Source organism: Caballeronia sp. 11_S32 (assembly GCF_056930355.1).
The window spans coordinates 1,195,284-1,210,313 of record NZ_JBXOWH010000003.1 but is presented as its reverse complement, the minus strand read 5'-3'; the positions used below and the strand labels follow the sequence as shown (position 1 = coordinate 1,210,313).

Annotated in this window: 17 protein-coding genes; 6 read left to right on the top strand and 11 right to left on the bottom strand. The window is 63.9% G+C overall.

Annotated elements, in window-relative coordinates; all coding sequences use genetic code 11:
- Nucleotides 1-84 precede the first annotated feature (84 nt).
- Nucleotides 85-816, top strand: a complete 732-nt coding sequence (locus AC1Z32_RS17220; protein WP_483479768.1) for an SIMPL domain-containing protein — start codon at nt 85-87, stop codon at nt 814-816.
- A 42-nt stretch (nt 817-858) separates the two neighbouring features.
- Here AC1Z32_RS17220 and lgt read toward each other — a convergent pair whose 3' ends face one another.
- The gene (lgt, locus tag AC1Z32_RS17215) at nt 859-1,761 is read right to left on the bottom strand and encodes a prolipoprotein diacylglyceryl transferase (RefSeq protein ID WP_483479767.1); all 903 of its coding nucleotides are present in this window, start codon (nt 1,759-1,761) and stop codon (nt 859-861) included.
- Between the two features lie 39 nt (nt 1,762-1,800).
- On the bottom strand, nt 1,801-2,760 hold the full coding sequence (locus tag AC1Z32_RS17210; RefSeq protein ID WP_483479766.1) for a LysR substrate-binding domain-containing protein: 960 nt from the start codon (nt 2,758-2,760) through the stop codon (nt 1,801-1,803).
- 109 nt (nt 2,761-2,869) lie between these two features.
- Between AC1Z32_RS17210 and ilvD the strand changes: the two genes are divergently transcribed.
- Entirely contained in the window at nt 2,870-4,543 is a 1,674-nt protein-coding gene (ilvD, locus tag AC1Z32_RS17205; RefSeq protein WP_483479765.1) for a dihydroxy-acid dehydratase, read from the top strand.
- 76 nt (nt 4,544-4,619) lie between these two features.
- On the opposite strand, the gene AC1Z32_RS17200 is transcribed toward ilvD, so the two are convergent.
- From AC1Z32_RS17200 to AC1Z32_RS17185, 4 genes are all read right to left on the bottom strand, one after another.
- Nucleotides 4,620-4,820 carry an autotransporter outer membrane beta-barrel domain-containing protein gene (locus AC1Z32_RS17200; RefSeq protein ID WP_483479764.1) on the bottom strand — a complete coding sequence of 67 codons (201 nt, stop codon included), beginning with the start codon at nt 4,818-4,820 and terminating at the stop codon, nt 4,620-4,622.
- 254 nt (nt 4,821-5,074) lie between these two features.
- Entirely contained in the window at nt 5,075-5,416 is a 342-nt protein-coding gene (locus tag AC1Z32_RS17195; protein WP_483479763.1) for a DUF2486 family protein, read from the bottom strand.
- Nucleotides 5,417-5,477: 61 nt separating this feature from the next.
- Entirely contained in the window at nt 5,478-5,891 is a 414-nt protein-coding gene (locus AC1Z32_RS17190; RefSeq protein ID WP_483479762.1) for a DNA polymerase III subunit chi, read from the bottom strand.
- A 7-nt stretch (nt 5,892-5,898) separates the two neighbouring features.
- A complete protein-coding gene (locus AC1Z32_RS17185) occupies nt 5,899-7,422 on the bottom strand; it encodes a leucyl aminopeptidase (RefSeq protein ID WP_483479761.1) in 1,524 nt (507 codons plus the stop codon).
- A gap of 179 nt (nt 7,423-7,601) precedes the next feature.
- Here AC1Z32_RS17185 and lptF point away from each other — a divergent pair, with 179 nt between their 5' ends.
- The 4 genes from lptF to AC1Z32_RS17165 are packed head-to-tail and all read left to right on the top strand — an operon-like array spanning nt 7,602 to nt 10,507.
- Nucleotides 7,602-8,699, top strand: coding sequence for an LPS export ABC transporter permease LptF (gene lptF / locus AC1Z32_RS17180; protein ID WP_483479760.1), 1,098 nt, complete (start codon nt 7,602-7,604; stop codon nt 8,697-8,699).
- 4 nt (nt 8,700-8,703) lie between these two features.
- Entirely contained in the window at nt 8,704-9,852 is a 1,149-nt protein-coding gene (gene lptG / locus AC1Z32_RS17175) for an LPS export ABC transporter permease LptG (protein WP_062610186.1), read from the top strand.
- A 20-nt stretch (nt 9,853-9,872) separates the two neighbouring features.
- Entirely contained in the window at nt 9,873-10,262 is a 390-nt protein-coding gene (locus AC1Z32_RS17170; protein ID WP_483479759.1) for a sirohydrochlorin chelatase, read from the top strand.
- A complete protein-coding gene (locus AC1Z32_RS17165; RefSeq protein ID WP_483479758.1) occupies nt 10,259-10,507 on the top strand; it encodes an AbrB/MazE/SpoVT family DNA-binding domain-containing protein in 249 nt (82 codons plus the stop codon). Before AC1Z32_RS17170 ends, AC1Z32_RS17165 begins: the two co-directional genes overlap by 4 nt.
- 70 nt (nt 10,508-10,577) lie before the next feature.
- Here the strand turns inward: AC1Z32_RS17165 and cobA are convergent, their stop codons facing one another.
- The 5 genes from cobA to AC1Z32_RS17140 form a co-directional block, all read right to left on the bottom strand.
- Nucleotides 10,578-11,333, bottom strand: coding sequence for a uroporphyrinogen-III C-methyltransferase (gene cobA / locus AC1Z32_RS17160; RefSeq protein ID WP_483481662.1), 756 nt, complete (start codon nt 11,331-11,333; stop codon nt 10,578-10,580).
- 34 nt (nt 11,334-11,367) lie between these two features.
- On the bottom strand, nt 11,368-12,681 hold the full coding sequence (locus AC1Z32_RS17155; RefSeq protein ID WP_483479757.1) for a sulfate adenylyltransferase subunit 1: 1,314 nt from the start codon (nt 12,679-12,681) through the stop codon (nt 11,368-11,370).
- A 28-nt stretch (nt 12,682-12,709) separates the two neighbouring features.
- Complete coding sequence (gene cysD, locus AC1Z32_RS17150) at nt 12,710-13,672, bottom strand: sulfate adenylyltransferase subunit CysD (protein WP_483479756.1); 963 nt, start codon at nt 13,670-13,672, stop codon at nt 12,710-12,712.
- Between the two features lie 82 nt (nt 13,673-13,754).
- Nucleotides 13,755-14,477: a phosphoadenylyl-sulfate reductase gene (locus AC1Z32_RS17145; protein ID WP_483479755.1), complete on the bottom strand. Its 723-nt coding sequence runs from the start codon at nt 14,475-14,477 to the stop codon at nt 13,755-13,757.
- 3 nt (nt 14,478-14,480) lie between these two features.
- Entirely contained in the window at nt 14,481-15,020 is a 540-nt protein-coding gene (locus tag AC1Z32_RS17140) for a DUF934 domain-containing protein (protein ID WP_483479754.1), read from the bottom strand.
- Between the last annotated feature and the right edge of the window lie 10 nt (nt 15,021-15,030).

Genomic DNA, 15,030 nt, shown 5'->3' with positions numbered 1-15,030 from the left:
GGAACTTACGACACGAAGGCAACGCCTAAATCCGGTCGCGAATCACGCGACGGCATTACGCCATGAGGCGTTCGGAGTCCTTCGATGATCAACAAGAAAACCGCCGCCGCACTCGCGCTTCTCGCGATGTCGGGCGCCGCGCTCACCCTCTCTCAGGCTGCCACCGCGCAAACGGTGATCACGCAGCCGCAGCCTTCGGGCGTGCTCTCGCTATCGGCGCAGGCGAGCGCGCAAGTGCCGCAGGATGTCGTCAATATCACGCTCTTCTACGAGCAGGAAGCGGCTGATCCTTCTTCGCTCACCAACACGCTCAACCAGCGCGCCGAGGCCGCGTTGCGCGAGGCGAAGGGCGTCGAAGGCGTGACCGCGAAGAGCGGCTCGTTCACCGTTTATCCGTCCACGGACCGTGACGGCAAGATTTCCGCGTGGCGCGGACGCACGGAAGTCGTGCTCGAATCGCATGATTTCGCGGCGGCGTCGAAGCTCGCGGGCAAGATGAGTTCGTCGATGCAAGTGGGCAGCGTCGCGTTCTCGCTGTCGCCCGAAGCGCAGCGCGCGGCCGAGCAGAAGCTCGTCTCGCAAGCCATCGAGTCGTATCGCAAGCAGGCGCAAACCGCCGCGCAGGCGTTCGGCTACAGCAATTTCACGATTCGGGAAGTGAACGTCGGACGCAGCGGCGCGCAGCCGCGCCCGGTCATGATGATGCAGGCGCGCGCGTTGAGCGCCGATGCGAAAGTGGCCGCGCCTATCGCGATGGAAGCCGGCACGACGACCGTGACCGTCGACGTGTCGGGTTCGGTGCAGATGGGGCGTTAAACGCTTCGATCGCAGGGCGGCACGCGACCGCCCTGCACTTCATCAGGCCTTTGCGGATTCCGGCGGCAAACGCAGATTGCGCTTGTACGCCCACACCATCATCAGCACGCCCGCGATGATCATCGGCAGTGAGAGCCATTGGCCCATCGAGAGGCCGAGCGCGAGCAGGCCGAGATAATCGTCCGGCTCACGAGCGAATTCCACCGTGAAGCGCGCGAGTCCATAGCCGATCAGAAACAGCGCGGAGATCGCGCCCACGGGCCGCTGCTTGCGCGAGAACGTCCAGATCACGATGAATAGCACGAGCCCTTCGAGCGCGATTTCATACAGCTGCGACGGATGGCGCGGCAGCATGTGATAGCGCTGGAAGATTTCCGTGAGATGGTATTGCGCATCGAGTTGCGGATTCTTCGAGAGCCAGATCGCATCGTCGTTCGTCGAGCTCTGGAAGAGCATCGCCCACGGCGCGTTCGGGTCCGTCACGCGGCCCCACAGCTCACCGTTGATGAAATTGCCGAGACGCCCCGCCGCGAGGCCGAGCGGCACCATGGGCGCGACGAAATCCGTCACCTGCAGCCACGTGCGCTTGCGGTGATACGCGAACAGCACCATCGCGAGCGTCACGCCGAGAAAGCCGCCGTGAAACGACATGCCGCCTTCCCAGACCTTGAAGATATCGAGCGGATGCGCCGCGTAATAGCTCGCCTTGTAAAAGACCACGTAGCCGATGCGCCCGCCGAGAATCGTGCCGAGCACGCCGTAGAACAGCATGTCGTCGATGTCCTTCACGGTCCAGCCTTGGCCCGCCACGTAGGGCAGGCGCAGACGCAGCCGGCCGATGACGATGGCCGACACGAACGCCACCAGGTACATGAGGCCGTACCAGCGCACGGCGAGCGGTCCGAGATGAATCGCGACGGGATCGAAATTGGGATGTATGAGCATTCTGATGTGGAAGATCTTTAAGCGAGCTACAGGGGCGAATCATACAGAACCGGTGCTTTCAGTCCGCGAACGGACGATGTCGATGAACCCGGCGAGCACCGGGCTCACTTCCGCCGCGCGCCACACCAGGCCCGTTTCGACGAGCGTTTCCGGCTCGCCCGAGGGCCGCAGAGGACGATACACGACGCCCGTGCGCCGCAGATGACGCAGCGACTGCGGCACGAGCGCGACGCCCATGCCGGCGGACACGAGGCTCACGATGGTCTGCATCTGGATCGCCTCCTGGCCGATGCGGGGCGTGAGTCCCGCCGCGCCGTAGCAGCCCATGATGATGTCATACAAACCGGGCGCGAGCCGTCTCGGGAACACGACGAGCGGCGCCGCGGCGAGATCGTGGAGCCCGACGGGCGTATCGGCCCATTCTTCCGCGCCCTGCCCCAGTTCCTGCGCGGCATCGGCGGACATCGCGATGACGAGCGGCTCGCGCGCCACGGCCACGTACGACAGCGACGACGCGTAACGCGGCGGCAGCGGCGGAATCACGAGGCCGGCGTCGATTCGACCGGCGACGAGCTCCTCGATCTGCACGTCGCTCGTCGCCTCGGTCAGTTGCAGGCGCACGCCGGGATAACGCGCGCCGAAATCGCGCAACAGCGCCGGCAAGAGCCCGTAATCGGCCGTGGAGACGAACGCGAGCGACAGCACGCCCGCCTCGCCGCGCGCGAGCGATTGCGCGAGCGGGCGCAGCGCATCGGCGGATGCGAGCAGGCGCCGCACTTCCGGCAGCAGATCCTTGCCAACGGGCGTGAGCTCCACGGTCCGTTTCGTGCGCACGAAAAGCGCGACGCCGAGCGCGTCTTCCAGCGCGCGGATCGCCTGCGAGAGCGGCGGCTGCGTCATCGCGAGACGCGCGGCGGCGCGGCCGAAGTGCATCTCCTCGGCGACCGTCACGAAGTAGCGCAAGAGACGCAGCTCGATGGGCGGATTTCTCTGCTCCATTGATATGTTTTGCGACCTAGTAAGCCCTGAATAATATATTGGACAGGCATATCGTGCGCGCTGCATTCTTGCTGCACTAGAGCAAAAACATCCCCTCAAGGAGCACACCATGGCCTTCAATCGCCGCTCGAAGAACATCACTCAGGGCGTCGCGCGCTCGCCCAACCGTTCGATGTATTACGCCCTCGGCTACAAGGAGGAAGACTTCGACAAGCCGATGATCGGCGTCGCGAACGGTCACTCGACCATCACGCCCTGCAACGCGGGCCTGCAGCGCCTAGCCGACGCCGCCATCGAATCCATCAAAAAGTCCGACGCGAATCCGCAGATTTTCGGCACACCGACGATCTCCGACGGCATGTCGATGGGCACCGAAGGCATGAAGTACTCGCTCGTATCGCGCGAAGTGATCGCGGATTGCATCGAAACCGCCGTGCAGGGCCAGTGGATGGACGGCGTCGTCGTGATCGGCGGCTGCGACAAGAACATGCCGGGCGGGATGATCGGCATGGCGCGCATGAACGTGCCTTCGATCTACGTGTATGGCGGCACCATCCGCCCCGGCAACTGGAAGGGCAAGGATCTGACGATCGTGTCGTCGTTCGAGGCGGTCGGCGAATTCACGGCGGGCCGCATGTCGGAAGAGGACTTCAAGGGCGTCGAGAAGAACGCGTGCCCGTCCACGGGTTCGTGCGGCGGCATGTACACCGCGAACACGATGAGCTCGTCGTTCGAGGCGCTCGGCATGTCGCTGATGTATTCGTCGACGATGGCCAATCCGGATCAGGAAAAGGTCGACTCCGCCGCGGAGTCGGCGCGCGTGCTCGTCGAGGCGGTGAAAAAGGACCTGAAGCCGCGCGACATCATCACGAAGAAGTCGATCGAGAACGCGGTCGCGCTCATCATGGCAACGGGCGGCTCGACCAACGCCGTGCTGCACTATCTCGCGATCGCGCACGCGGCGGAAGTGGAATGGAGCATCGACGACTTCGAGCGCATGCGCAAGAAAGTGCCGGTCATCTGCGATCTGAAGCCCTCGGGTCAATATGTGGCGACGGATCTGCACAAGGCAGGCGGCATCCCGCAGGTGTTGAAGATCCTGCTCGACGCGGGCCTGCTGCACGGCGATTGCATGACGATCACCGGGCGCACCATCGCGGAAGAGCTGAAGGATGTGCCGGGCAAACCGCGCGCGGACCAGAAGGTCATCTTCCCGATCGAGCAGGCGCTCTACAAGGAAGGCCACCTTGCGATCCTGCGCGGCAATCTCGCGGAAGACGGCGCGGTCGCGAAGATCACGGGGCTCAAGAATCCGGTCATCACCGGCCCGGCACGCGTGTTCGACGACGAGCAGACCGCGATGGAAGCCATTCTCGCCGACAAGATCAAGGCGGGCGATATTCTCGTGCTGCGCTATCTCGGCCCGCAAGGCGGCCCGGGCATGCCGGAGATGCTCGCGCCGACATCGGCGATCATCGGCAAGGGATTGGGCGAATCGGTCGGGTTCATCACCGATGGGCGCTTCTCGGGCGGCACGTGGGGCATGGTGGTCGGCCACGTCGCGCCGGAAGCGTATGCGGGCGGGACCATCGCGCTCGTGCAGGAAGGCGATTCGATCACCATCGACGCGCACAAGCTGCTGCTGCAACTCAACGTCGACGATGCCGAACTCGCGCGCCGCCGCGCCGCCTGGAAGAAGCCAGCGCCGAAGTACACGCGCGGCGTGCTGGCGAAGTTCGCGGCGCTCGCGCAGCCGGCCAACAAAGGCGCGGTGACGGGCTGACCGGCCGGTCTTCTCGCGGAAACGAACGACGGGTGCGCGCAGGCTGGCGCACCCGTTTTTCATGCGCCCGCGAGGCTCACCAGATATACCGCGCGCCCAGCAATCCCCGATAGCTGCGAGAATCGTCCGCGCCTTGCCGATACCCGAGATCGCACCAGACGCGCCAATGCGGCGCGATCTGCCCCTGCGCGCCGAGTTTCACTGCCATGCGATTCCCCGGCCCGTCCTGCGACGCCGTCGGCGATGTACGCGTTCGCGAAAACCGGTGTCTTCGCATGCAGGCGCGTTCGCGAACGTCACGCCGTGAACGGAGCGATGGCAGTATGGGTAAACATGCGTGGGAGTCCGAATGGACAGGATCAGCATGATGCGATGCGTCGCACGGAACCTGATCGATGCGCGGGCGCGAAAAAGACGCGACCATGCATGAAGCGATAAAAGGCGGCGTGGCGGCCGATTGCGGCCCGCGCGCAGTCAGGCCATGCAATGCCCTGCTGCGCGCGGCGTCAGGGCGTTTCCGTCATGCCGCGTTCATTCGCCGCGCTGGCGGCGCAGTTCTTCCTCCACCGCCTCGCGAACCCACTCGCTCATCCGGCCTTCGAGCGCCATCGCGACTTCGCGCGTGATCGCGGAGACGAGCTGTGTCGAATGCTCGCGCAGCACTTCGCGGCAACGCTCTTCGATCAGCGCGCGCGCATCGCCGGTCAGAAAGCCCGTGAAGCGGCCGCGCAGCCGCTCGGCGATCAGCTCCGCATCGTATTCGATCACGGCTTCATCGGCGGACGGCGCGCGCGCGTACTCCGGCTTGCCGGGCACGACGACATCGGTCAGGACCGGGATGGATGGATCGAAGGATTCGGGCTTGTCGGTCATGTTGGCAGGTCTCCTCTATCTGAGCGGAGCATAGCGCAGCGAGCCAGCGCACTCTGTGCGCTCAGCCGCCCTGATTGTGCGCGATCGCATAGCCGCGATCGCGATAAAAACGGAAGCGCTCGCGGCCGGCGGCGAGTTCATCGGCGTCGCTGCCGACGATCTCGATGAGCCGCTCGAAGCGCGCGAACTGCCCCGGCACAGGCGCGCCGAGATTCACGAGCACGTGATGATGCGGCGCTTCATCGAGATTCGAAGTCAGCACCACCGGCGTGTCCTCCGCGAGCGGGCTCTTGGCCATGCAATGCGGCACGAACTCGAGCGGCTGAAACGTCCACAACTGCTCGTCGAATGCGGCGAGGCGCTTCGGCTCGGCGAGCACGACGACGGGCTCGCCGAGCAGGTACGCCTTGCGGGCGAGGCGGCAGGCGTACGCGAGCGGATCGCCGACGTTCGTATGAAAGTCGATGCGTGTCATGCCTTCATCAAGCGCCGGCGCGATCAATCAGAAACTGCGACAGCATCGGCACGGGGCGGCCCGTCGCGCCCTTCGCCTGCCCGCTCTTCCACGCGGTGCCCGCGATGTCGAGGTGCGCCCACGGATAGTTCGCCGCGAAGCGCGACAGGAAGCACGCCGCCGTCACGCTGCCCGCCGGACGTCCGCCGATGTTCGCGACATCCGCGAAATTCGACTTGAGCTGATCCTGGTACTCGTCGTCGAGCGGCAGGCGCCACGCCGGATCGACAGCCTCGCGCGACGCGTCGAGCAATTCGCCCGCGAGCGCGTCGTCCTTCGAGAAGAGGCCCGTGTTGTGATGGCCGAGCGCGATGATGCACGCGCCCGTCAACGTCGCCACATCGACCACGGCGGCGGGCTTGAAACGCTCCGCGTAAGTCAGCGCGTCGCACAGGATGAGGCGGCCTTCGGCGTCCGTGTTGAGCACTTCGATAGTCGTGCCGTTCATCGCCGTGATGATGTCGCCCGGCTTCACCGCGTTGCCCGCGGGCATGTTCTCGCAGGCCGGGATCACGCCGATCACGTTGAGCTTGAGGCCCATCTCCGCGACCGCGCGCATCGTGCCGAATACGGAGCCCGCGCCGGACATGTCATATTTCATCTCGTCCATCGCCTCGCCCGGCTTGATCGAGATGCCGCCCGAATCGAACGTGATGCCCTTGCCGACCAGCACGATAGGCGCGTTCTTGCCCTTGGCCGCGGCGCCCGCGCCCTGGTAATGCATGACGATGAACTGCGGCGGCTCGACCGAGCCCTTCGCGACCGACAGGAACGAGCCCATGTTCAGCGCCTCGATCTGCTTCTGGCCGAGCACCTCGACCTTCAGCTTGAAGTCGCGGCCGAGCTTCTTCGCGGTCTGGCCGAGATAGGTCGGCGTGCAGACGTTCGGCGGCAAATTGCCGAGATCGCGCGTGAGATCCATGCCGTTCGAAATCGCCACGCCCTGCTTCACCGCGACCTTCGCGGCTTTCTCGTCGGCGGAGTCGACGCTGAAGACGATCTTCTTCAACGAGCGCGTACCGTTGTCGGGCTTGCTCTTCATCTGCGTGAACTTGTAGGTCAGCTCGCGCAGCGCGAGGATCGCGGCGCGCACCGCCCAGTCGCCGGTGCGTTCCTGGATGGGAAGTTGCGCGAGCGTGAAGGTGGCCTGGCCGATCTTGGAGCCGAGCACCACGCGCCATGCAGCGCGCACGGCTTCGCCATATGCTTTCTGATTGAAGGCGTCCTGCTTGCCGAGGCCCACGAGCAGCACGCGCGATGCGCCGATGCCGGTGACTTCGGGCACCATGAGCGTCGTGCCCGCGCGGCCGCTCATGTCGCCGGCTTTCACGACGCGCGAGATGAGACCCTTGGTGGCGACGTCCATGTCGCGCGCGGCGCCCGTGAGCGACTGCGCTTCGAAGATGCCGAGCACGATGACATCCGACTTTCCGGTAAGGAAACCATTTGCCTCGCCTTTGCTCCAATCACAGGCTTTTATGCTAAAGTCCATCGCGCTTATCCTCGGATAAAATCTTGGCTGAAGGATGAAAGCCGCAATTATCCGCTATTTTTTCCGCGGCGGTCACAGGCGCGCGGCGCTAGGGTAAGCGAATTGAGCGAATACCCTTCCCGTAAGCCACAAGATGCGTGCATGATTCCGCATCCCCGCCGGCTCCAAGCAAAAATTCAATGATCTTCGAACGCTCCCTGCAGCGCGAACTCGCGTACACGGCCGGCGCCGTGTTCATGGTGCTGCTCACGATCATGCTCACGACGATGATGATCCGTATCGTCGGCTTCGCGGCGCAGGGTCAAATCGACCCGAAAGACGTCGTCGTGCTGATCGGGCTGACCGTCATCGGCTATCTCGCGGTCATGCTGATCGTGACGCTGTTCGTCTCCATTCTCTTCGTGCTCACGCGCTGGTATCGCGACTCGGAAATGGTCGTATGGCTCGCCTCGGGCGTGAGTCAGACGCAACTCATCAAGCCGATCGCCGTGTTCTCCACGCCGATCATCATTCTCATCATCTTCTTCGCGCTCGTGGGCTGGCCGTGGTCGAACCAGCAGAGCAAGCTCATCAAGGCGCGCTTTCAGCAGCGCGATGAAGTGTCGCTGCTCGCGCCGGGGCAATTCCGCGAATCGCCTTCGAGCCATCGCGTGTTCTTCATCGAGAAGATGTCGCCGGATCAGAGCCAGGTTCAGAACGTGTTCGTGACGAGCACGGAAGGCGGCAAGGTCAACGTGATCGTCTCGCAGACGGGGCATACGGAAACGCGCGAAGACGGCGACCGCTTCATCGTGCTCGACAACGGCCGCCGCTACGACGGTCTGCCTGGCCAGCCGAACTTCCGCATCATGGAGTTCGAGCGTTATGGTGTGAAGATAATGAGCCGCCAGGTCGTCAATACGCCAACCACGACGGGCATTTCCACGCCCGATCTGCTCGCCGATCCGACCAAGGAAAACCTCGCGGAATTCGCCTGGCGCATGGGCCTTCCGATCATCGCCATCAATCTGATGCTGCTCGCCATTCCGCTTTCATATCAGAACCCGCGCCGCAGCCGCACGATCAATCTCGTGATGGCCGTGCTGATCTATCTCACCTACTCGAACCTGCTGAACGTCGTGCAGTCGTGGATCGAGCAGGGCAAGCTGTCGTTCGGCGTGGGAATCGTCGGGCTGCATGTCATCGTGGGGGCGCTCGTCGCCTTCATCTTCTGGCTGCGCGTGCGTAACCGGCCGCTCTTCAGGCTTTCGTCGCTGACGGGTTCGAAGGGGGCCTGACGTGATGCGCATCTACGAACGATACTTCGCGCGCCAGATCTATCTGGCGTTCATCTTCATCCTGTTCGCGTTCTCGGGCCTGTTCTTCTTCTTCGATCTGATCAACGAGCTGAACACGGTCGGGCACGGCAACTACAAATTCACGCTCGCGGTGCTTCGCGTCGCGCTGCAGACGCCTTCGCGCTTCTACGAGATCATTCCGGTCGCCGCGCTCATCTCGGCCATCTATGTGTTCGCGCAGATGGCCGCGGCCTCCGAGTTCACGATCTTCCGCGTGTCGGGGCTCTCGACGGGCGCGGCGCTGCGCTCGCTCCTGAAGATCGGCATTCCGATCGTGCTCATCACGTACATCATCGGCGAGGTGGTCGGTCCTTACTCGGATCAGCTGTCCGAGCGCGTGCGGCTGGAGGCGCTGGGCTCGTCGGTCTCGACGAACTTCCAGTCCGGCGTGTGGGTGAAGGACACGTTGACAGCGAAGGAGAACGGCGAGCAGGTCACGCGCTTCGTGAACGTGGGCACATTGAACCCGGACACGACCATCGCCGACGTGCGCATCTACGAGTTCGATTCGAAGTTCCGGCTGACGAACGTGCGCATCGCGAAGAGCGGCGTGTATCAGCCGCCGGGACACTGGAAGCTCACAGGCGTGACCGACACGCATCTGAGCGACGCGCCGCCGCAAGCGGCGAATCCCGGCGATACGCTGAACCCGGTGTATCGGGCGAAGCAGACCACGCTGCCCGAGTATTCGTTGCGCTCCGAGCTGACGCCGCAGATTCTGTCGGTGCTGCTGGTGTCGCCGGATCGCATGTCGATGTTCAATCTGTTCCGCTATATCCAGCATCTGACGGAGAATCATCAGGACACGCAGCGTTATCAGATCGCGTTCTGGCGCAAGATTCTGTATCCGTTCGCCGTATTCGTGATGCTGATTCTTTCGCTGCCGTTCGCATATCTGCACACGCGCGCGGGCGTGGTCGGCGTGAAGGTGTTCGGCGGCATCATGATCGGGATGAGCTTTCAGTTGTTCAACACGCTCTTTTCGCACATCGGCAATCTGAACACGTGGCCCGCGCCGATCACGGCGGCGGCGCCCGCCCTCGCCTATCTGGCGATCGGGCTGGTGGGGCTGAAATGGGTGGAGCGGCACTGACGTTTCTTCGGGGAGACGCGATGAAGAAGCACGGCATCATCCTGTTCGGGCACGGCGCGCGCGATCCGCGCTGGGCCGAGCCGTTCGAGCGCCTTGCCGGGAAGCTGCGGACTTCGCGCGGTGAGCCGGTGTCGCTGGCGTTTCTCGAGCTGATGTCGCCGGATTTGCCAACGGCCGTCGCCTCGCAAGCCGCCGAAGGTTGCGAGGCGATTACTGTCGTGCCGGTGTTCTTCGGGCAGGGCGGGCATGTGCGGAGGGATTTGCCGGAGATCGTCGAGAAGTGCCGGGCGGCGCATCCGGGAGTGGCTATTTCCTGTGCGACGGCTGTCGGCGAGGACGATGCGGTGCTCGATGCGGTGGCGGAGTATTGTTTGCAGCAGACGAACGAACGATCACCGAATCAGAAATGAGCCTAAAGCTATTTCGACTCGGTCAAGACCTGGTGGTGCGGATTCCGGGCAAGTTCGCCCGTCACCATGCTCTGAAGGAAGGCAACGTGGTCGCCGCAGGCATGACGGTCGACGGAAGCATATGTATTCGTGCCGCCAATTTCGATCGACGCGCTTTCACCAGAGACTTAGCTGCGCGTCGCGACTCGAAGCCACTCACTCATCCCGTCATCGACGAATTGCGGCGAAACGGCGCGCGCGAGTGACCTGGGGCGAGGCCAAAACGAAAAAAACGCACCGTCGCCGGTGCGTTTTTTCATGCGTTGGCAACTCGCCTCAAGCCGCCGCCTGCATCCCCTTCAAATGCACCTTCGGCTTGGCCGTTGCCCGCTCGCGAAACGCCTCGCCGATCATCAGCAAGCTCGGCTGCGACGGATCCAGCCACGCCTGCGCCTCACCCAGCGCCATGCGCGCGAGCGTCAACGTCAGCGTGCGTTCACGCGGCGTGCTGCACGCCTCGACAATCGCCACGGGCGTCGAGCCCGGACGCCCCGCGTCGATCAACTGCTGCGCGATATCCACCGCGCTGTCGCGGCCCATATAGAACACGAGCGAATCCGCCTTCGCCTGCTCGCGGATCTCATCGCTGTCGGCGGCGCGCGAGTGCGTCGCCAGCGCGACGCTGCGCGACACGCCGCGCAAGGTCAGCGAGCGCTTGAGCGCCGCCGCGCTCGCGAGCGCGGCCGTGATGCCCGGCACCACTTCGAACTCGATGCCCGCCGCTTCCAGCGCGCGCATTTCCTCGTCGGCGCGGCCGAAGAGCATCGGATCGCCGCCCTTCAGACGCACCACGACGCCATGCTCCAGCGCCGCATCGACGATCTGCTTGTTGATGAAGTGCTGGGCCGTCGAACGCTGTCCGCAGCGCTTGCCGACCGCGATCTTCTTCGCGTTGGGCGCGTAGGCGAGCATGGCCGGTTCGACGAGCGCGTCGTGCAGCACGACATCCGCCTGTTCGAGCAAGCGCATGCCGCGCACGGTGATGAGATCCGTCGCACCCGGCCCCGCTCCGATCAGATAGACCTTACCCATAGCTTTCATCGATCAACTCAGATGGTCAGATGGCTCATGCGGAGATTGCACGAATCATACCGGCCGCGACCGTGTGATGCGTCGCCTCGTCGATCAGCACGAACGCGCCGGTGCCCTGATGCGTATCGTACTCGTCCGCGACGATCGGCTTCTGCAAAGTGAGCGCCACGCGGCCGATATCGTTCATCGCGAGCGTGCTGCGGTCGACCGAATGCGACAGCGTGTGCACGTCCAGCACCTGCTTCACCGCGCCGACGCGCGCGAACACCGTGCTCGTCGTGTGCTTCAGCAGATATTTGCGCTGCGGCGAGAGCGGCTCTTCGTCGAACCAGCAGAGGTCGGCTTCGAGCTTCTTCGCCGGCTCGACCTTGGCCGCGGCCGGCACGAAGGTATCACCGCGCGACACGTCGACGTCTTCCGTCAGGCGAATCGTCACCGTCTGGCCCGCGAACGCGCGATCCACCGGCGCGACGCCGCCCGGCACCGGCGCGATGATCTCGGCGACCGTTGCTTCGCGATTGGCCGGCAGCACGAGAATCGAATCGCCGACGCGCACTTCGCCCGCCTCGACACGGCCCATGTAACCGCGGAAATCGTCGGCCTGCGAGCCGTCCTGACGCGCGACCCATTGCACCGGGAAGCGCAGCGCCTGATCGTTCGGCTGCGCGACGGGCAGCGATTCCAGCAGATCGAGCAGCGGCTCGCCCGCGTACCACGGCATGCGCTCGCTCGCCGTGACGATGTTGTCGCCCTTCAGCGCCGACACGGGCACGAAGCGCACATTCGACAGCCCGAGCTGACGCGCGAGCGCAACGTAAGCATCGCGAATCTCGTTGAAGCGCGCTTCGCTGTACTCGGCCAGATCCATCTTGTTGATCGCGACGATCACGTGCTGCAGGCCGAGCAGCTTGACGATCGCGCTGTGACGCTTCGTCTGCGGCAAGAGCTGCGCCTCACCGTTCTCGAACGTCACGCGCGTCGCGTCGACGAGAATGATCGCGGCATGCGCGGTCGATGCGCCCGTCACCATGTTGCGCGTGTACTGCTCGTGGCCCGGCGTATCGGCGATGATGAACTTGCGCTTCGCCGTCGCGAAGTAGCGATACGCAACGTCGATGGTGATGCCCTGCTCACGCTCGGCTTCGAGGCCGTCAGTCAAGAGCGACAGGTCGATTTCATCGCCGACCGTGCGCTTGTTCTTCGCCCGCGAAATCGCGGACAACTGATCCGACAGCACAGCCTTGCTGTCGTACAGCAGGCGGCCGATCAGCGTGCTCTTGCCGTCGTCGACGGAACCCGCCGTGATGAAGCGCAACACGCCCAGGTCTTCAGCTTGATAGATGCTCATGATTCTCTCGTTCCTCGGGGCGTGTTGCTTAGAAATAACCTTGCTTCTTGCGCTGTTCCATCGCGGCTTCGGACGCCTGATCGTCCATGCGCGTCGCGCCGCGCTCCGTGATTTCCGTCACGGCCGTTTCCGCGATGATCTTCTCGACGTCATCGGCATCGCTCGCGACCGGGCACGTGCAGCTGATATCGCCGACGGTGCGGAAACGCACCTGCGCGATCTCGGCGGTCTCGCCTTCGCGCACGGGCGTGAGCGGCGTGACCGGCACGAGCAGGCCGTTGCGGCGAACGATCTCGCGGTCATGCGCGTAGTAGATGTTCGGCAGTTCGAGCTTCTCGCGCGCGATGTACTGCCATACGTCGAGCTCGGTCCAGTTCGAGATCGGGAACACACGCAGATGCTCGCCATTGTGCAGGCGCGCGTTATAGATGCTCCACAGTTCCGGACGCTGCGCCTTCGGGTCCCACTGGCCGAATTCGTCGCGGAACGAGAAGATGCGCTCTTTCGCGCGCGCCTTCTCTTCATCGCGGCGCGCACCGCCGATCATCGCCGTGTAGCCGTATTCCTCGATGGTTTCGAGCAGCGTCACCGCTTGCGCGGCGTTGCGCGAATCCGTTTCGCGACGCAGACGCACGGTGCCCTTCTTGATCGAATCCTCGACGTGGCCGACGACCAGTTGCGCGCCGATTTCAGCCGCGCGACGATCGCGGAAGTCGATCACTTCCTGGAAGTTGTGACCCGTGTCGATGTGCACGAGCGGGAACGGCAGCGTCGTCTTGCGGTTGCCGCCGAGCCCGAACGCCTTGAGCGCGAGGGCCAGCACGACGACCGAATCCTTGCCGCCCGAGAACAGCAGCGCGGGCTTGCTGCACTCCGCGACAAGTTCGCGAATGATATGGATCGACTCGGCTTCGAGCCAATCCAGGTGATCCATCCGGCTCGCCTTGTTGACGATCGGTGCGGTGACGGTAGAGTCGAGCGTCGTGCTCATGTTCGTCGATCCTTTTCTTGGCGGTCTTTCTGCGAAGACCGCGTTCAGTGACAGGGTTTTGATGCGGCGTCTTGCGCGCCTGTTAGATCGCGGAGCTGGGCGCTTCCTCGACGATCTTGATGTTCGTGATGTGCAGCCCGCATTCCTTCGAATCGCGTGACTCCCACCACCAGCGTCCGGCCCGGCTGTCCTCGCCGGGACGTACCGCCCGCGTACAAGGCTCGCAGCCGATGCTCGGATAACCGCGCGCATGCAGCGGGTTCACGGGCACGTCGAAGGCCTTCAGGTAGTCCCACACATCGGTTTCGGTCCAGTCGGCGAGCGGATTGAACTTCGCGATGTTGCGCTGCTCGTCGTGCTCTTCCTCGTGCAGTTCGGCGCGCGTCACCGACTGCTCGCGGCGCTGCCCGGTGACCCACGCGGACACATCCGACAGCGCGCGATTCAACGGCTCGACCTTGCGGATATGGCAGCAGCTCTTGCGCAAATCAATGCTTTCGTAGAACGCGTTCAGGCCGTGATCGCGCACGTAGGCATCGACCGCGTCCTGCTGCGGATGAAACTGCTCGATGTCGTAGCCGTAGCGTGCCTTCACGGTGTCGAGCATGCCGAGTGTTTCCGCATGCAGACGGCCCGTGTTCAGCGAGAAGATGCCGATTTTCACACCGCGCGAAAGAATGGCGTGCGTCAAAACCATGTCTTCGGCGGCGAGGCTGCTGGCTAGCTTGACGCTCTGATGGCGCGCCGCGATCGAATCGAGCAGCGCGTCCAGGCGTTCAACCTTGGCTTGCAATTCTGGCGTCATGCGTCAGGCTCCGAGAGCTGCGATCAGCGCCGCGCGACGGCGGAACAGCGGTTCCGGATTGTCGGTCGCGCCCTGATAGAGCTCGGTGAATTCGGTGAACGCGTTGAGCGCGTCGTTGATGTCCTTGTCCGCGCGCACCGCGAACGCGTCGAAGCCGCAGCGCGCATGGAACGCAACCTGATCGCGCAGCACGTCGCCGATCGCGCGCAGTTCGCCCGTCCACTGATAACGCTCGCGCAGCAGGCGGCCGATGGAGAAGCCGCGGCCATCGCGGAACACCGGGAAATCGACCGCGATCACGGAGATCTGCGTAAAGTCCGCGACGATGTCCGCGGGTTCGTCGTCCGGTGCAAGCCACACGCCAATGTCTTCCTTCGCACGCGATGCGACGATCGCCGACTTGTGCTCTTTCCACAGCGCGAACGGCACGATCACCTTGCCGGCAGGCAACGCATCGACAGCGGGCAACGCGCCGTCTTCGGCGGCACGCACGACGGTGAAATTGTCTTCGACAACGGCGCGGTTCTTGATAATCAACGTCATTTGCAGATCC